This window comes from Burkholderia sp. Ac-20392, from assembly GCF_017104585.1.
Taxonomy (GTDB): domain Bacteria; phylum Pseudomonadota; class Gammaproteobacteria; order Burkholderiales; family Burkholderiaceae; genus Burkholderia; species Burkholderia lata.
This window is the reverse complement of record NZ_JAAGPB010000141.1, coordinates 1-17,880: the sequence shown is the minus strand read 5'-3', so window position 1 is coordinate 17,880 and position 17,880 is coordinate 1. Positions and strand designations below refer to the sequence as shown.

Sequence of the window (17,880 nt, the reverse complement as noted above, 5' to 3'; positions counted from 1 at the left end):
GAGCACGTGCTGACGCCGGTGCTCGCACTCGCGTCGGAAAGCCTGCTGGCCGGCCTGGCGTTCACGCGCACCGTGATGTTCGTGCGCCACGACGACGGCATGTTCGCCGCGCGCCTCGGCTTCGGCCCCGGCGTCGATACGACGCTCGACCGGCTGCGCTTCGACGAGCGCTTCGAGCCGGACGTGTTTCATCTCGCGATCTCGAACTCGGTCGGCATCTTCATCGAGCAGGCGCAGGAGCCGAAGATGCTCAAGCGCCTGCCCGCGTGGTATCTCGACGCATTCGACGACACGCGCGCGTTCGTGCTGCTGCCCGTGCGGGTCGGCACGACGACCGTCGCGCTGCTGTACGGCGACTGGGCCGGCGCGCAGCCCGCGCGCAAGATCACGCAACAGGAGATGGCCGTGCTCAACGAGCTCGCGCGCGAACTGGGCCGGTTCTTTCCGGCCTGACGCGGCCGCCGGGCGCTGCCGCACCGTTTCCCGTCATTTCCCGCCCCCAAAAACAAACCGGCCGCATCAGCGGCCGGTAAGCTTGCATCGTGCGGTCGAACGCAACGCTTACTTGAGCGTCACGGGCACGCTGAAGTACTTCTTCGCGAGGTTGTCGATCGTGCCGTCGGCCTTCAGTTCCTTCAGCGCCTGATCGAGCGCGGTCTTCAGCGCCGCGTCGTTCTTGCGCAGGCCGAAGCCGACGCCCGAGCCGAGGATCTCGGCGTCGCTCACGGTACCGCCCGCGAACGCGAAGCCCTGGCCTTGCGGCTTCGTCAGGAAGCCCTTCGAACCGGCTTCCGCGTCCTGGAACGTCGCGTCGAGACGGCCCGACTTCAGGTCGGCGTAGGCCAGGTCCTGCGTCTGGTACGGCACGACTTCGACGCCTGCCGGCGCCCACTTCTTCTTCGCGTACGCTTCCTGGATCGTGCCCTGCAGCACGCCGACGCGCTTGCCCTTCAGCGATTGCGGGGTCGGCAGCAGGCCGCTGCCCTGCTTCGCGATCAGCTGGTTCGGGATCGTGTAGATCGCGTCGGTGAACGCGATCGCGTGCTTGCGCTGGTCGGTGATCGTCATGTCCGAGTTGATCGCGTCGAACTTGCGCGCCTGCAGCGCCGGGATCAGGCCGTCGAAGTCGTTCTCGACCCACACGCACTTCGTCTTCAGCTTCGCGCACACCGCGTTGCCGATGTCGATGTCGAAGCCGGTCAGCTTGCCGTCGGGCGTCTTGTATTCGAACGGCGCGTACGAGGCTTCGACGCCGAAACGGATCTCTTTCAGATCCGCTGCCATCGCGCTGCCTGCCGCCACGGCCGATGCCGCCACCACCGCATGCGCGGCCACTTTACGCCAATCCAACTTCATCAGGTGTTCTCCTCGATACTCGAATGTTCCGGAACTACGGGCGCATGCATCATTGCAGGGTCGGATGACCAGAGCAATGCCGCCGCCGCGCCGTGATGCGGCGCAACAGCCGCAAGGCCGCGATTGTACCAATCCGCGCGGCCCGATATGGCAAAGCAGCCGCCGGTACGTGATGCTGCACTGCGTGCATCGACGTCAGCCGGGCTGCCCGTCGAACTTGCAAAACGATGTCGCAAATACGCAAGCGCGACCCGCCGGCCGTCTGCGCGGCGTGCAGGCTTCATCTCGAAAATGGAATGGTTGCCGGACGATGCGCGGGCCGCGGATCGCCACGGCCGCGCGCAATCGATCAACGTCAGACAAGCGCCGCGACCGTCTCGCGGGTCGTGTCGATGACGAGCAGGCCCGCGCGCAAACCCGGCTTCACCGACGGATTCGGGAACACGATGCGCTCCTCGTCGTGCGTCACCGTGTAGCGGTAGTCGCCGTCCTGCGCGAGCACCGTGCCGCGTGCGAACGCGGTGAAGTTCGCGACGTCGGCCGCCACGAACAGCTCGAGCGCGTCGCTCTGCTTCGTGATCTGGTCGATCACCGTGAAGACGCGCGGCAACGGAACGTCGGCCTCACAAGAGGCGCCCGACACGAGCTTGCGCACCGCGCGGTCGGCCGGCGCGAAGCGCGTCAGGTCGTTCTGGCCGAACGGGCGCACCTTGCCGAGTTCCAGCGTGCATGCGAGCGCGCCGCAATGCTCGGCCGTGAAATGCGAGTACGTGTTGCCCTTCGCGGTATGCAGCAGCACGGCCGCGATCTGCGCGTCGCCGAGCCATTCGAACATCGTGCGCGTCGGCGGCCTGCCCGTGTGCGGCAGCAGCGCGAACTGCTCGAACACCGACGCGCGGATCGCCGTATGCATGTCGATGTGCCAGCGCGCGGCGCCGGCCGGCGCGGCCGCGAAGAACGCGGCGGCAGCGGCTTCGAGCTGCGTGGCACGCGGCGCTTCGCGACTGTCGGGCACCTGCGCGTGACGGCCGCTGAACAGGCGGTTCAGGTCGTCGTCGAGATAGCGTTCGCCGGCGCGCATCGCCGGCACGTTGCCGAGCACGACGAGCAGCCGGCACGCGAGCGGCAGCGTCCCCGATGCAAGATCGCGCACGAGCATCGACAGCAGCTCGATCGGCGCCGTCTCGTCGCCGTGCACGCCGGCCGACACGAGCACACTCGCGCGCGCCGTATCGGCGGCCTCTGCCGCGGCCGGTTCCAGCGCGAGCAGCCCGTCGCCGAGCCATTGCCAGCGCACGGCGCCGGCGGCGCAGGCGCCGTCCGTGGCGGACGGTGCGCTGCCGGTCAGCGTGAACGCGAGGAAGTCGTCGAGCAGCGCGTTGGCCATGCGTGAATCAACGCTGGAAGTCATACAGCGAACCGACGCGCAGGATCTGCGTGAGCTCGTCGAGCGCCGTGCGCGATTCATCGAGCAGCGCCGGGTCGGCGAGATCTTCCGGTGCGAGGCGATCGCGATAGTGCCGGTCGATCCAGGTATCGAGCGACGCGAACAGCGTGTCGTTGATCCACACGTTCGACGTGACGGCCGCGCGTTCCGCTTCGTTCAGCACCACGCGCAGGCGCAGGCAGGCAGGGCCGCCGCCGTTCTTCATGCTTTCGCGCAGGTCGAACACGAGCACGTCGTGAATCGGGCCGTTGCCGGCGGCAAGCTCGTCGAGATAGGCCGCGACGTTGCCGTTCTCGCGGCATTCCTGCGGCACGACGAGCACCTGCGAGCCGTCCGCGCGCGACAGCAGCTGGCTGTTGAACAGATACGACGTCACCGCGTCGTTCACGCTCACGGCTGCGTCGGGCACCTCGATCACGTTCAGGCGCGCACCGCGTGCGTCGAGCGCAGCGGTCAGCGTGTCGTAGATCGCCTGCTTGTTGACGAACGCGCGCTCGTGCGTGAACAGCGTGTCGCGGTTACCGACCGAGATCACGTCGTTGTGGAACACACCCGCATCGATCACGTCCGGATCCTGCTGCGCATAGACCGTCGCTTCTTCGGCAAGGCCGTGGCGATGCGCGACCGCGCGGCTCGCCTCGAAGGTCTGGCGCGCCGGGAAGCGCTTCGGCTCGGGGCCACGGCGGTATTCCGCGCGGCCGTACACGAAGAACTCGATGCCCGGCTTGCCGTATTCGGCGCAGAAGCGCGTGTGGTTCGCCGCGCCTTCGTCGCCGAGTGCCGGCGTGCCGGTCAGCGCTTCGTGCACCGCGAAATGCGCGGGATCGGCGAACAGCGTCGACAGCGTGCGGCGCGTCGCTTCGTGCTCGATCGCGCGATGCAGCTTGCTGCACAGGTTCGCCGGCGTGAAGTGCACGCGACCATCGCTCGTGTCGGCCGACGGGCTGACGGTGGCCGCGTTCGCGGTCCACATCGCCGATGCCGAGCTCGCCGCGGCGAGCAGTTCGGGCGCCTGCTTCGCGGCCTTCGCGATCACGTCCGCGTCCTTGCCCGAGAAGCCGAGTTCGCGCAGCAAGCGCAGCGACGGCCGCTCCTGCGGCGGCAGCACGCCTTGCGCGAAACCGAGATCCGCGAGCTGCTTCATCTTGCGCAGCCCCTGCTTCGCGGCGGCCTTCGGATTCGCGGCCGACTTTTCGTTGTTGAGCGACGCCACGTTGCCGAACGACAGCCCGGCGTAGTTGTGGGTCGGGCCGACGAGCCCGTCGAAATTGGCTTCTTGTGCGTTCATCGTCGTTCCCTCGATCAGAAATGCAGGCCCGGCGACAGGCTCGCGGGCAAGGTCAGTTGCGTGCTTTCCACCGACGCCATCGGATACGCGCAATAGTCGGCCGCGTAGTACGCGCTCGGACGATGGTTGCCCGAGCGGCCGGTGCCGCCGAACGGCGCGGCGGACGATGCGCCGTTGGTCGGCCGGTTCCAGTTGACGATCCCGGCGCGAATCGTGCGGCGGAAGTGTTCCCATGCCTTCGCATCGTCGGCCAGCAGGCCGGCGGACAGGCCGAACGCCGTGTCGTTCGCGCGCTCGATCGCGTCGTCGAACGTCGCGTAGCGGACGATCTGCGCGAGCGGGCCGAAGTGTTCTTCGTCCGGCAGGTTCGCGACACCCGTCACGTCGACGATCGCCGCGTTCACGAAGCCGAGGCGCGGATCGCGCTGCGTCATCGCGATGATCGGCTTCGCGCCCTGCTCGATCAGGCGCGACTGCGCGTCGACGAGCTTCGCCGCGGCACGCGCCGAGATCACCGCGCCCATGAACGGCTGCGGATCGGCGTCGAACACGTCGGCCGTGATCTTCGACGTGACGTCGGCGAAGCGCGCGAGGAAGCGGTCGCCGAACGCACCCTGCGGCACGAAGATGCGGCGCGCGCACGTGCAGCGCTGGCCGGCCGACAGGAACGCCGACTGGATCGTGTGATGGACAGCCGCGTCGATATCCTCGACTTCGCCGATCACGAGCGGGTTGTTGCCGCCCATCTCGAGCGCGAGCACGATTTCCGGACGGCCGCCGAACTGCTTGTGCAGCAGCGTGCCGGTATCCGAGCTGCCGGTGAAGAACAGCCCGTCGATCTGCCGATGGTTCGCGAGCGCGATGCCGGTGTCCTTCTCGCCCTGCACGAGGTTCAGCACGCCGTCCGGCAGGCCTGCTTCCTTCCACACTTCGACCGTCGCGCGCGCGACGCCCGGTGCGAGTTCCGACGGCTTGAACACGACCGCATTGCCGGCGATCAGCGCGGGCACGATGTGGCCGTTCGGCAAGTGGCCGGGGAAGTTGTACGGACCGAATACCGCGACGACGCCGTGCGGGCGGTGGCGCAGCACCGCGACACCGTCAGCCATGTCCTGGCGCTTCTCGCCGGTGCGTTCCTGGTAGGCCTGGATCGAAATGCCGACCTTCGCGGCCATCGACGCGACTTCGGTGCGCGCTTCCCACAGCGGTTTGCCCGTCTCGCGGCCGATCGCGGCTGCGATGGCTTCCTTGCGTTCGGTGAGCAACGCGGCGAAACGCTTGACGATCGCGCAGCGCGATTCGAAGTCGAGCGCCGACCAGCCGGCGAATGCGCGGCGCGCGCTGGCGACCGCGCGATCGACGTCCGCCGCCGACGCGCTTTCACCCTGCCATGCGATCTCGTCGGTGCCGGGGTTGCGCGAAGCGAACACGGGGCCCGAGCCTGCGACCCAGGCGCCGTCGATGAAGAGTTCCGTCATGATTCGTTTATCCCTGTTTGACTTTGAGCGGCAGCACGCGCACCGGATCGCCGGCCTTCACGTCGAGCGCGACGGCATCGTCGGCCGACAGCACGAACGAGCCGTTCGCGACCACGCCCGGCGCGACGCCGACGCGGAAGTCGGTGAGCGACGTGTTCGACACGAGCGACTTCGGTGCATTTTCGCTCGCGTCCGGCACGCCGATCACGACCGGCACGACGACGCTCTCGCGCACCGTGCGCAGGTCGTTGACGTGGCATTCGAGCACGGGGCCCGCGTCGAAGATGTCGACGTGATTCTGGTAACGCAGCCCTTCCGCCTCGAGCATCTTGCGGGCCGGCAGCGTGTCGCGGTGCGTAAGGCCGACCGCGTCCTGCGCGTCCTGCGGCAGCAGGTCGACGTACACCGGGTAGCGCGGCATCAGTTCCGCGAGGAACGACTTGCGGCCGTGCGAGCTCAGATAGTCGGCCGCGTTGAAATCGATCTGGTAGAAGTGCGAACCGACGGCGCGCCAGAACGGCGACGTGCCGTCGTCGTCGAAATGGCCGCGCAGTTCCGCGCAGATGCGTTCCGGAAAGCGCTCGCGGAACTGTGCGATGAACATGAAGCGCGAGCGCGACAGCAGGCCGCCCACGCCGCCCGTGCGATAGCGCGGGCTCAGGAACAGCGAGCACACTTCCGCATAGCCGGTCAGGTCGTGCGAGATGTTCAGCGCGGACATCCGCGTCCACACGCCGAGCTCCTGGCTCGCGTGCACGACCGTGCTCACGCGATAGTTGTAGAACGGTTGTTCGAGGCCGACCTGCGTCTCGATCCCGCACACGCCCGCGATGTCGCCCGTTTTCGATTCTTCCATCACGAAGAAATAGCCGGCCTCGCCGGCCGCCGCCTCGCCCGCGAGCGTGCGGCGCGTGCGCTCGATGCGCGCGGCGAGCGCGTCGCGGTCGGGCTTGAACGTGGTCAGGCCCGGCCCGGTTTCCTTCGCGAGCGACACGAGCGAATCGACGTCGCCCGTTTGTACGACCCGAACGACGATCATGCTGCATCTCCCTTCAAATCTTCATCGTCGCGGCGGTGCAGCGGCACGCAGCGCACGACATCGCCATCCTTCACGTCGAGCGCCGCGCGCACGTCGCCGGCCAGCGGTGCGTCACCCGCATCGCCCGGCAGGTCGGCCAGCACGCAGCGGAACGATTCGCCGCTGCCCGTCGACACCATGTAGGCCACATCGCCCTGCTGGTGCGCGGCCTCGCGCACGATGCGCTCGGCGCCGTGCTTCACGCACGCGGTGCGGTCGACCTGCGCGGTCAGCACCGGGCCTGCGTCGAAGATGTCGACGAAGCGGTCCGGCTCGAAGCCTTCCTCGAGATGGATGTCGTACGCGAGCAGCGCCGATTCGTTCGGCTCGCCGAGCACGCGCTGCGCGGCTTCCGGCAGCAGCGGCACGTAGAGCGGATAGGCCGGCATCACTTCCGCGATGAAGGTGCGGCTGCGGCCGCCCGACGCGATGTCGACGTCGGTGAAGTCGCGGCCGAAGAACTTGCGGCCCACCGCTTCCCAGAACGGCGATGCACCGTTGCCGTCGCTCACGCCGAGCAGCAGCGTGAACACTTCCGGCGTGAAGCGGCGGCGGTTTGCGGCGATGTACATCATCCGCGCACGCGAAATCAGGTGCGCGGCCGCGTCGCCGCGCAGCGACGGATCGACGTAGAAGCCCGCCAGCCGGCTCTTGCCGGTCAGCTCGTGCGACATCGTGAGCGCGTGGATCTTGCGGTTCACGTGCAGCTCGCGCGACGCGTGGATCAATGCGTCGTTGCGGAACGCGTAGAACGGTTCCGAGTAGCCGGCCGCGGCCACGATGCTCGCCGTGCCGAGCAGCTTGCCGGTCGTCGAATCCTCGAGCACGAAGAGGTAGAACTCCTCGCCGGCGAAGTCGACGTCCGCGCGAAACGAATCCTCGGAGAGCGCCACGCGCGCTTCGAGCGCCGCGCGGTCGTGCGGCAGCGAGTGCAGGACCGGCTGCGCGGTGCGCGCCATGTGCGCGAGCGCATCGAGATCCGTGAGTTTGCCGGGGCGAACAAATAGCATCGTCGTTCCTGTCTGCGATGGGTGCGCCGATCAGCGCGCGGTGGCTTCCTGGGCGGCGAGCACTTGTTCGACTGCCTTCTCGAAGCGCTTCATGCCTTCGTCGAGCAGGTCGAACGGGATCACCAGCGACGGCACGAAGCGCAGCACGTTCGGGCCGGCGATCAGCATGATCAGGCCGTTTTCTGCTGCTGCGGTGACGAAGTCCTTCGCGCGGCCGTCGAATGCGGCGGTGAGTTCTGCGCCGACGAGCAGGCCCTTGCCGCGCACGTCGTTGAAGATGCCGAAGCGCGCGTTGATGCGCTCGAGCGCGCCTTTCAGGCGCACGCTGCGTTCGCGCACGCCTTCGAGCAGTGCCGGGTCGCCGATCAGTTCGACGACCTTGTCGGCGATGGCCGATGCGAGCGGGTTGCCGCCGTACGTCGTGCCGTGCACGCCGACCTTGAAGTGCGCGGCCAGTTCGTTCGTCGTCAGCATCGCGCCGATCGGGAAGCCGTTGCCGAGCGCCTTGGCGGTCGTCAGGATGTCCGGCGTGACGCCGGTATCCATGTAAGCGTAGAACTGGCCCGTGCGACCGACGCCCGTTTGCACTTCGTCGAAAATCAGCAGCGCGCCGTGTGCGTCGCACGCTTCGCGCAGCGCCTTCAGGAAGGCCGGATCGGCCGGGATCACGCCGCCTTCGCCCTGCACCGGCTCGACGATCACTGCGCAGGTTTGCGGGCCGATCGCGGCCTTCGCGGCTTCGATGTCGTTGTACGGCAGGTGCTTGATGCCGGCCGGCACGGGGCCGAAGCCTTCCGAGTACTTCGGCTGGCCGCCGACGCTGACCGTGAAGAACGTGCGGCCGTGGAACGACTGCACGAACGAGATGATTTCGGCTTTATCGGCGCCGTGGCGATCGAACGCGACGCGGCGCGCGAGCTTCAGTGCGGCTTCGTTCGCTTCCGCGCCCGAGTTCGCGAAGAATGCGCGGTCGGCGAAGGTCAGCGATTCGAGGCGCTTCGCGAGGCGCAGCACCGGCTCGTTCGTGTAGCCGTTGCCGATGTGCCAGAGCTTGCGGCTTTGTTCGTCCAGGACTTTCAGCAGTTCCGGGTGGCCGTGGCCGAGCGACGTCACGGCGATGCCGCACGCGAAATCGATGTATTCGCGGCCGGCCGTGTCCCACACGCGGGAGCCCTCTGCGCGATCCGGCACGAACGGCGCGGGGGAAAATACCGGCACCATCACTTCATCGAATGTCTGGCGGTTCACGGTCGAGGTCGTCATGGTCGTTCCTTTCGGTTTCGTAAGAGGGTTCAACAGGATCAAGTTTAGGTAAGGGTGACGCAAGCGTCTTGCGGAATTGCGACGGGTTCTATCGGAAGCGGATAGTGCGCTTTGTTTTTGCCCTTCCGGGCGGGGGGCTTGGGTTTGGGTGTCGGTATTTTGAGGCTTTTTGGGTGGTGCGCTCTTGTTTGGTGTGAAGCACCTGTGGTCTTGTCGGTCTATTAGTGTCGCCCCTGCGCGGGGCGGCGGTTACTTTTCTTTGTCTTGCCAAAGAAAAGTAACCAAAAGAAAGGCGCTCGGAGAACACATGACTTCCCGGTGCCGTGGCACTCGGAGTGGACCGCGCCTAAGTGTCCGCGCCAGTCGCGAACACGGAGTGGTTCGAGCAATGGTTCCGACACCTCCCACTACCCCACAGAGCGGTATACCGCCCGCTAGCTCCATCCTCGCTACGCTCGGCTGCAAGGTACTTCACGTCGCATTGCTTGTGCTCTCGTGCTTCTGTCCGCAATGCATCAACAGGCCCGCCCTCTCTTTACTCACACCATTCGTACCTGTCGGATTGCTTGCCATCAGTGGCGTTTGATAACGTCTTGCGGCCGTATGCTCTCGTGCCCGCAAACCTGATTGATGCATCCCTTTTTCCTTGTGAATGAGGGCGCCTAGATTTGCAGAATCCGGGTGCTCGCGTGTGATTGCTGGAACTGATTGACCGCAATGGCTACTGGAGGGGATGTCCCTGTCGACCGAGCGAAGCGAGGGCGGAGCTAGCGGGCGGTATACCGCTCTGTTGGGTAGTGGAGGGTGTCGGAACCATTGCTCGAACCACTCCGCGTTCCTGGCTGGCGCGGACACTTAGGCGCGATCCACTCCGAGTGCCACGGCACCGGGAAGTCATGTGTTATCCGAGCGCCTTTCTTTTGGTTACTTTTCTTTGGCAAGACAAAGAAAAGTAACCGCCGCCCCGCGCAGGGGCGACACTAATAGACCGACAAGACCACAGGTGCTTCACGAAAAACAAAAGCGAACCACAAAAAACGAAATCAATCCTTCGCACCGCGCTCGACAAGCGCGCCCCCACGAGGCTCGCCGCCTCCACCGGTCTGCTTCTCGAGCCACGCTCTCCGATCCTCCCGAGGCGTCACGCCAAACCGTTCGCGGTAAGCGTTAGAAAAGTGCGCAGCAGAAGAGAACCCGCAAGCGAGACTGACTTGAACAACCGACTTGCTGGTCCGCTGCAACTGAGTCCTTGCCTTTAGCAACCGAAGATTGAGGTAATACTTGGAGGGCATCGCCCCGAGATACTGTCGAAAGAGCCGCTCCAGTTGCCGGCGCGAAACGCCAACGAGCTCGGCGATCTCATCGGTGGTCAACGGATCTTCGACATTGGCTTCCATCAACAGCAGAGCATCATTCAACCGAGGATGTCGCTCACCGGGCGCGGTAACAAACGGAATCCGTTGGCGTTCCTCGCCACTCCGCAGCGTCCCGGCGCCGAGCGCATCTGCGATCCTCTCCGCGAGATCCGGCCCATGTTCCCGGCCAATCATGGCCAGCATGAAGTCAACAGTAGCCTGCCCACCGGCACAGGTGGCTCGATCGCGATCGATCTCGAAGATCTGCTGCGTGACGATCGACCGCTCGAACTGTTCGGCGAACTGCTGATACGTCTCCCAGTTCACGCTCACGCGATACCCGGAAAGCTGCCCGGCCATCGCGAGCCACCACACGCCGTGGTGAATGCCGGTGACGATCGGCGTCCGCTGCCCCACCCTCGCGAGACTCGCGAGAAACAACCGGTAGTCGGCAAACTGCTGAAACCGCTCCGACACGACGATGACCCAGTCACACGCAATCGCATCGTTGAACGCGGCATCGGCATGCCACTGCGCGCCGCCGGCGAGCGGCACCGGCCGCCCGTCCCACGAACACACCTGCCAGCGATACAGCAGCCGCCCGTCGATCTCGTTCGCGAGGTTCAGCGCATCGACGATCGGACCCACGCCCGACATCGACACGGGCGGCAATGCAACGATCGCCACCTGCGTCGTGCGGGTGGCGCCTGCGGGACGAGACACCGGTACCACGGTTGAAACCTGCCTTGTCGCGTTACTTGAGACTGCCCGACAGGAACTGCTTCAGCCGCTCGCTCTGCGGGCGTACCAGCACTTCCTTCGGATCGCCCTCTTCCTCGGTCCGCCCCTGATGCAGGAACATCACGTGGTTCGACACGTTGCGCGCGAAACCCATCTCGTGCGTGACGACGATCATCGTGCGGCCTTCCTCGGCCAGCTTCTGCATCACCTTCAGCACTTCGCCCACCAGCTCCGGGTCGAGTGCCGACGTCGGCTCGTCGAACAACATCACGTCCGGATGCATCGCCAGCGCGCGTGCAATCGCCACGCGCTGCTGCTGGCCGCCCGACAGATGCGACGGATACTGCTTCTCGACGCGCGGCGGCAAGCCGACCTTCTCGAGATACTCGCGCGCACGCTCCTCGGCTTCCTTCTTCGAAACGCCAAGCACGTGCAGCGGCGCTTCCATCACGTTCTCGAGCACGTTCATGTGCGCCCAGAGGTTGAAGTGCTGGAACACCATCGCGAGCTTCGTGCGAATGCGCTGCAACTGCTTGTGATCGGCAACTTCGAGCGCACCGGCGCGGTCGGTCTTCGTGCGCACGGTCTCGCCGTCGACGACGATCTGCCCCGCATTCGGCCGCTCGAGAAAATTGATGCAGCGCAGGAACGTGCTCTTGCCCGAGCCGCTCGCGCCGATGATGCTGATGACGTCGCCGGCTTTCGCGTTCAGCGATACGCCCTTGAGCACTTCGTTGTCACCGTAGCGCTTGTGAATGTCGACCGCGGCAAGCTTGGTGGAAGCGGCAGCGCTCGTTTGAGTGATCTCGGCCAACTGGCTCTCCTCGAAGTGATTCAATGACGGGCGGCCGCGAGATACGCAAGCCAGTGGCGCTCCGCGCGGCGAAACGCCGCGACGAGTGCGAACGATACCGCAAGATAGATCAGCGCGGCGATCCCGAACGACTGGAACGCCATGTAGGTCGCGGAATTCGCATCGCGCGCGACCTTCAGGATGTCCGGCACGGTCGCGGTGAACGCGACGGTCGTCGCGTGCAGCATCAGGATCACCTCGTTGCTGTACAGCGGCAGCGCGCGACGCAGCGCCGACGGCAGGATCACGCGGCGATACATCGTGAACGGCGACATCCCGTACGCACGCGCAGCCTCGACCTCGCCGTGCGGAATCGCGCGGATCGCCCCCGCGAAGATCTCCGTGGTGTACGCGCAGGTGTTCAGCGCGAACGCGAGAATCGCGCAGTTGAAGCCACTGCGGAAGAACGCGTCGAGCAGCGAGTGCGAACGCACGAACTCGAGGCTGTACATGCCCGTGTACAGCAGCAGCAACTGCACGTAGAGCGGCGTGCCGCGGAACACGTACGTGTAGAACCGCACCGGCGTCGACACCCACTTGTTCTTCGACACGCGCGCCACCGCGAGCGGCACCGCGCACACGAAGCCGAGCGAAATCGACGCGACGAGCAGCCACAACGTCACCGCGAGGCCGGAGAGGCGCTGGCCGTCCCAGTAAAGGAACGCCTGGCCGAATTCCTGGAGAATCTCGATCATAGATCTGCGTGCCGCACGCCCATGGAATAACGCTTCTCGAGCTGGATCAGCACGAGGTTGGAAACGGTCGTGATCGCGAGATAGATCAGCGCCGCGACGAGGATGAAGAAGAACATGTTGAACGTGCTCTTGCCGGCGTCCTGCGCGGCCTTCACGACGTCCGCAAGGCCGATGATCGACACCAGCGCGGTGGCCTTCACGAGCACCTGCCAGTTGTTCCCGATCCCGGGCAGCGCAAAGCGCATCATCTGCGGAAACATGATCCGCGCGAACACGCGTGCGCCGCTCATCCCGTAAGCCGCCCCGGCTTCGAGCTGGCCGCGCGGCACCGACAGGAACGCACCGCGGAACGTCTCGGTGAAGTACGCGCCGTAGATGAAGCCGAGCGTCAGCACGCCGGCCACGAACGGGTCGATGTCGATCTGGTCCCAGCCGACGAAGTCGGTGAACTGGTTCAGCCAGATCTGGATGCTGTAGAACAGCAGCAGCATCAGGACGAGATCGGGCACCGAGCGGATCAGCGTCGTATAACCGGTCGCGATCGCTCGCAGCACCCGGTTGTGCGACAGCTTCGCCACCGCGCCGATCAGCCCCAGCGCCACCGCAGCGGCGAGCGACAGCACCGACAGCTCGATGGTCTGCACGGTGCCGGCCCAGAGGACAGGACCAAAGCCGTAAAGGAACACGCGCGTCTCCAGAGTTGGAATGGATGCCGACGCGTATGCCTGTCCCGCGCCGGGCTGACGCGGATAGTCGCAAGCGAAATTGATTGCCTCAAACCACCTTGCACGCGATTGCTGCGCCGCAACAATCCGTCCCATCATTTGCAACTACGGCCTACGCCGCTGTTTCAAAAGGAAAAAAGCCGCTCCCTGACAACCGGATAACCGGCAAGGAAGCGGACTTTTTGCAATTTTCCGGTCGCTTTTTCGATATAGCGCCGAAGACGGCTGCGGCTGCGCTTACCGCCCCTTCAGGATGTCGGAGCGCGAAGTCGTATAGACAAGCCCGTCCGGGCCGAAATGGACGTTGAAGAACGCGTCGGTGTTGACGCCGTCCTCGAGCCAGCGCCAGCTCCAGACGATCTCGGGCTTGAGCGGATACTGCGCGATGTCACCGGGCTTGCCGAGCAGGCGCCGCACCTCGTCCTCGTTCATGCCCGGGCGCACCTTCGCGAAATTCTCGGCGGTCAGCACCTGCGTCGCGCCCGTGTAGCGGCCGTTCGGATCGAGATCGACGAACCACGTCTGGTTGCCCATCGGGCCGCGCGGGTATTCGAGCCGCTTCGAGCCGTCGGTGAAGTCGCGCTCGGTCTCCGGCTTGCCCATCGTGCCGCGCACGTCGGCCTCGGTCGATTCGCCGACCTTCAGCCCCTTCAGCAGCAGCGGCGCGGGCTTGATCGCGTTGAAGAAGTCCCTGATACGTTGCACGTCGAGGTTGCCTTGCTTGTCGTCGCAGCCGGTCAGTGCCAGCGCGGCGGCCAGCATCGTGACGGGAAGCAGCCGGAAACGGAAATTCATCGGAAGAAATGCACGTCGAGAAAACACGCGGCAAGGATACCCGTGCGACGCCAAAAGCGCGAGACGGGCGCGCGGCCCGTCTCGTAATCAATGCATCGTTTCGGTTTCAGTCTCGGCCACGCGGCTCGTTGCTTCCGGCGCGCGCGGCACGGCCGGCGGCGCACCGATGCGGCGGCGCGTGCGCACGAGTTCGGCCAGTTGCCACGAACCGAGCGCCAGGCAACCGAACAGCACCTCGCGGCCGCGTTTGACCAGTGCGAGCGACAGCGCCGTCTCGCGGTCGACGCCGAACATCTGCGCGAGCAGCACGACGGTCGCCTCCTGCACGCCGAGGCCGCCCGGCACCATGAACGCCGCATGCCGCACGGCCTGCGTCATCGCCTCGATCGCGATCGCGCCGCCGATCGACACCGGATGGCCGAGCAGCGCGAGCGCCCAGTAGATCTCGAGCGCGCCGAGCATGTATCCGGCCAGCTGCCAGAAGAACGCGCTGAACAGCAGGCCCGTGCGCGACATCAGCCCATCGATGTCGGCATCGAGCCGCTTGCCGTCGACGCCCTGCAGCAGCCGGTGCGAATCGCCGAGCAGGCGGCCCGCGAAACGCTCGATCGCATGGAAGATGCCGCCGCGACGCATCAGCACGACGCCGAGCACCGGCAGCGGCAGCGTGAGCAACAGCGCAAGGCCGATCGTGCCGCCGCCCATGTTGTCCGTCGTCGCGAGCAGCAGCACGAGGCCGAGCGCCGCGAACGCATACTGGACGACGATCGTCACGAGCACCTCGACGATCACCGACGCCGTCACGCGACTCGCGTCGGGCACCTGCCAGCGCGCGAGCCGGATGCCGACCAGCTCGCCGCCGATCCCGACCACCGGCAGCAGCCGGTTCACCGCTTCGCGGACGGTCGCGATCCACCACAGGAACGGCAGCGACGAGCGCTTGTCGAGCAGCAGGTGCCACGCGTACGCGTCGAGCAGCAGCGGCAGCGCATGGAACGGCACGAGCCACAGCAGCGCGTAACCGGCGCGCGCGAGCATCTGCGACACGTCGCCGATGCCCTCGTGCAGCCCCAGCGCGAGCAGGATGCCGATGCCGAGCGGCCAGCCGAGCCATTTGATCCACTTGGTCATGACGGCTGCGCTCCCGGTGCGCGCGACGCTTGCGCGCCGCGCCGTGCCGCGGGCTGGCCGAACACGTCGGCAAAACCGCCGGTCGCGACACCCGCCGCTTTCAGCGCGGCCGCGACGCGCGGCGACAGCAGCGCATCGAGTTCGTCCACCGGACGATAGCCGGCCATCGTCGGCGTGATCGGGCCGTCACCGGCCTCGGCCGGATGGCAGTAGATCTCGCCGACACCCGGCGGCAGCTTGGCCAGCGCATCGAGCAGCACGGTTTCGTCCATCGCGCCCGTATGCTCGATCCCGACCACGTAGTCGTTGTGCGCGAGCCCCGCACGGTCGAGCCGCGCGCGCACGAGCGCGATCCACGGCTTGAGCAGCGCGGGCGCGCTCGTCTCGTACGGCAGCCGCACCGCACGCAGCCCGTAGTCGCGGCCGATCTCGATGATCATCGACAGCACGGTCGGGTGCAGATGGAAATGCTTGTGCGCGTTCACGTGGTCGAGCGGCAGCCCGCTCGCCGCGAACGCATCGAACTGCGCGCGAATCTCGCGGCGCAGCTGCGCCCGCACGTGCGGCAGGAAAAAGAAGCGACAGCCGTCCTTCGCCATCGCATCGCCGAACCGCCCGTCGGGGCCGACGAGCGCGGGAATCTCATGCGCGGGCAGCGTGGCCGGGCCGTCCGCGAGGACGAGATGCAGACCGACCGCGAGCGACGGCAGCCGCCGCGCGCGCTCGATCGCATCGGCCGCGGCGGGCGCCGCGACCATCAGGCTGGCGGCGTTCAGCACGCCGTCGCGGTGCGCGCGCTCGACCGCCGCGTTGACGCGCGGGTGCAGCCCGAAGTCGTCCGCGGTGAAGATCAGCGCACGCGCCGCCGGCTGCGTCGCCACGAATCAGGCCTCGTGTGCGCGCAGGAAGCGGAAGAACTCGACGCCTTCGCGCAGACGGCGCTTCATCATGTCCCAGCTCGTCAGCATTTCGCGGACGATCTCCCAGATCTTCGACGGGCGGAAGTAGAACTGGCGATAGAACTGCTCGAGATGGTGATAGATCTCGTCGCGCGACAGGTGCGCATAGCCGATCGCCGCGAGCTGCACGCCTTCCTTGCTCACCAGGTTGATGGTCTTGTTCTCTTCCATCCAGCCGTTTTCCACGGCCTGCTTGTAGAGCGTCGTGCCCGGATACGGCGCGGCGAGCGACACCTGGATCGTGTGCGGATTGATTTCCTTCGCGTACTCGATCGTCTTCTTGATGGTCTCCTGCGTCTCGCCCGGCAGGCCGAGGATGAAGGTGCCGTGGATCTTGATGCCGAGCTTCTTGCAGTCCGCGCTGAAGCGGCGCGCGAAATCGGTGCGCACACCCTTCTTGATGTTCACGAGGATCTGGTCGTCGCCGGATTCGAAGCCGACCAGCAGCAGGCGCAGGCCGTTTTCCTTCATGACCTTGAGCGTCTTGTACGGCACGTTCGCCTTCGCATTGCACGACCAAGTCATGCCGAGCTTGCCCAGGCCGATGGCGATCGCTTCAGCGCGCGGCAGGTCGTCGGTGAAGGTGTCGTCGTCGAACATCAGCTCCTTCACTTCCGGCATGTTGTCGCGGATCCACTTCGCTTCCGCGATCACGTTCTCGACCGAGCGCGTGCGGTAGCGATGGCCGCTGACCGTCTGCGGCCACAGGCAGAAGGTGCAGCGCGACTTGCAGCCGCGGCCCGTGTAGATCGATACGTACGGATAGTTGAGGTAGCCGATGAAGTAGTTGTCGATCTTCAGGTCGCGCTTGTAGACGGGCGCGACGAACGGCAGTTCGTCCATGTTCTCGAGGATCGGACGCGCTTCGTTGTGCTCGATCGAGCCGTCCTTCGCGCGCCAGCTCAAGCCCTTGATCTCAGGGAACGGCTTGCCTTCGGCGATTTCCTTGCAGGTGTAGTCGAATTCCTCGCGGCACACGAAGTCGATTGCCTCGCTCGCCGTGAGCGAGTTGTGCGGATCGACCATCACCTTCGCGCCGACCATGCCGACCAGCATCGACGGCTTCATCTTCTTCAGGTCCTGCGCGAACATCGCATCGGTCGGGAACGACGGCGTGCTCGTGTGGATGATCACGAGGTCGTAGTCGTTCGCGATCTTCAGCGTTTCCTCGACCGACAGGCCGTCGGCCGGGGCGTCGACGACACGGCTGCCCGGCACGAGCGCGGCCGGCTGCGCGAGCCACGTCGGATACCAGAAGGAACGGATTTCGCGCTTCGCCTGATAGCGCGAGCCGGCTCCGCCGTCGAAGCCGTCATACGAAGGGGCCTGCAAGAACAGCGTTTTCATGAATGCTCCGGTAGCCTGCATAGTTCGATTCGTTACAACGATTCAGTCAAAAAACCGCGGGCCGCCCTGCCGGCGCCCGCCTCTTTGTCATGTCGCGCCGCGCGGCCTCGCCGTGCAACGCGTCTCGGCCCTCGGGCCGGGTTCGGTCGGAACGGCCCTAGCGGCCGTCCACTGCTTCCACTGCCGCCGTCGCGCGTTCACCGCCGACGACCGTCATCCTCGCGCCGCGCCACACGACGTGCGTGCCGAACACTGCGGCGAGCCACTCGAGCGCGAGCAGCGTGTCGCGCACCGCGACGAGCGGCAAGTCGCGCCAGAACGCGCGCCAGCCGTCCTCGCCGCGGGCGTGCAGCACGAGA

15 protein-coding genes and 2 pseudogenes are annotated in these 17,880 nt (G+C 66.1%); 1 reads left to right on the top strand and 16 read right to left on the bottom strand.

Features of this window, described 5'->3' with window-relative positions:
* Positions 1–453: pseudogene (locus G3N99_RS17460) on the top strand (histidine kinase); the annotation flags it as partial.
* A 108-nt stretch (positions 454–561) separates the two neighbouring features.
* Here the strand turns inward: G3N99_RS17460 and G3N99_RS17455 are convergent.
* The 16 genes and pseudogenes from G3N99_RS17455 to G3N99_RS17380 all read right to left on the bottom strand — a co-directional run.
* Complete coding sequence (locus G3N99_RS17455; RefSeq protein WP_043182082.1) at positions 562–1,356, bottom strand: ABC transporter substrate-binding protein; 795 nt, start codon at positions 1,354–1,356, stop codon at positions 562–564.
* 355 nt (positions 1,357–1,711) lie between these two features.
* Entirely contained in the window at positions 1,712–2,767 is a 1,056-nt protein-coding gene (gene astE / locus G3N99_RS17450; RefSeq protein ID WP_206123023.1) for a succinylglutamate desuccinylase, read from the bottom strand.
* A complete protein-coding gene (gene astB / locus G3N99_RS17445) occupies positions 2,751–4,091 on the bottom strand; it encodes an N-succinylarginine dihydrolase (RefSeq protein WP_174935089.1) in 1,341 nt (446 codons plus the stop codon). Before astB ends, astE begins: the two co-directional genes overlap by 17 nt.
* 14 nt (positions 4,092–4,105) lie before the next feature.
* Positions 4,106–5,569: a succinylglutamate-semialdehyde dehydrogenase gene (astD, locus tag G3N99_RS17440; RefSeq protein WP_174935091.1), complete on the bottom strand. Its 1,464-nt coding sequence runs from the start codon at positions 5,567–5,569 to the stop codon at positions 4,106–4,108.
* 7 nt (positions 5,570–5,576) lie between these two features.
* A complete protein-coding gene (gene astA, locus G3N99_RS17435) occupies positions 5,577–6,608 on the bottom strand; it encodes an arginine N-succinyltransferase (protein ID WP_206123022.1) in 1,032 nt (343 codons plus the stop codon).
* Positions 6,605–7,657, bottom strand: a complete 1,053-nt coding sequence (gene aruF / locus G3N99_RS17430) for an arginine/ornithine succinyltransferase subunit alpha (protein ID WP_174935095.1) — start codon at positions 7,655–7,657, stop codon at positions 6,605–6,607. Before aruF ends, astA begins: the two co-directional genes overlap by 4 nt.
* A gap of 30 nt (positions 7,658–7,687) precedes the next feature.
* A complete protein-coding gene (locus G3N99_RS17425; RefSeq protein WP_206123021.1) occupies positions 7,688–8,920 on the bottom strand; it encodes an aspartate aminotransferase family protein in 1,233 nt (410 codons plus the stop codon).
* Between the two features lie 1,043 nt (positions 8,921–9,963).
* Complete coding sequence (locus tag G3N99_RS17420) at positions 9,964–11,007, bottom strand: GlxA family transcriptional regulator (RefSeq protein ID WP_069247521.1); 1,044 nt, start codon at positions 11,005–11,007, stop codon at positions 9,964–9,966.
* A 22-nt stretch (positions 11,008–11,029) separates the two neighbouring features.
* Positions 11,030–11,830, bottom strand: coding sequence for an ABC transporter ATP-binding protein (locus G3N99_RS17415; protein ID WP_174935097.1), 801 nt, complete (start codon positions 11,828–11,830; stop codon positions 11,030–11,032).
* Positions 11,831–11,850: 20 nt separating this feature from the next.
* Positions 11,851–12,564, bottom strand: coding sequence for an ABC transporter permease (locus G3N99_RS17410; RefSeq protein ID WP_011351456.1), 714 nt, complete (start codon positions 12,562–12,564; stop codon positions 11,851–11,853).
* The gene (gene hisQ, locus G3N99_RS17405) at positions 12,561–13,250 is read right to left on the bottom strand and encodes a histidine ABC transporter permease HisQ (protein WP_206123020.1); all 690 of its coding nucleotides are present in this window, start codon (positions 13,248–13,250) and stop codon (positions 12,561–12,563) included. Before hisQ ends, G3N99_RS17410 begins: the two co-directional genes overlap by 4 nt.
* Before the next feature lie 276 nt (positions 13,251–13,526).
* Positions 13,527–14,084, bottom strand: a complete 558-nt coding sequence (locus G3N99_RS17400; RefSeq protein WP_174944365.1) for a hypothetical protein — start codon at positions 14,082–14,084, stop codon at positions 13,527–13,529.
* 87 nt (positions 14,085–14,171) lie between these two features.
* A complete protein-coding gene (locus G3N99_RS17395) occupies positions 14,172–15,215 on the bottom strand; it encodes a lysylphosphatidylglycerol synthase domain-containing protein (RefSeq protein ID WP_174935105.1) in 1,044 nt (347 codons plus the stop codon).
* Complete coding sequence (gene hpnK / locus G3N99_RS17390; protein WP_174935118.1) at positions 15,212–16,096, bottom strand: hopanoid biosynthesis-associated protein HpnK; 885 nt, start codon at positions 16,094–16,096, stop codon at positions 15,212–15,214. Before hpnK ends, G3N99_RS17395 begins: the two co-directional genes overlap by 4 nt.
* A 3-nt stretch (positions 16,097–16,099) precedes the next feature.
* Positions 16,100–17,542, bottom strand: a complete 1,443-nt coding sequence (hpnJ, locus tag G3N99_RS17385; protein ID WP_307873455.1) for a hopanoid biosynthesis associated radical SAM protein HpnJ — start codon at positions 17,540–17,542, stop codon at positions 16,100–16,102.
* A gap of 136 nt (positions 17,543–17,678) precedes the next feature.
* Positions 17,679–17,880: pseudogene (locus G3N99_RS17380) on the bottom strand (ceramide glucosyltransferase); the annotation flags it as partial.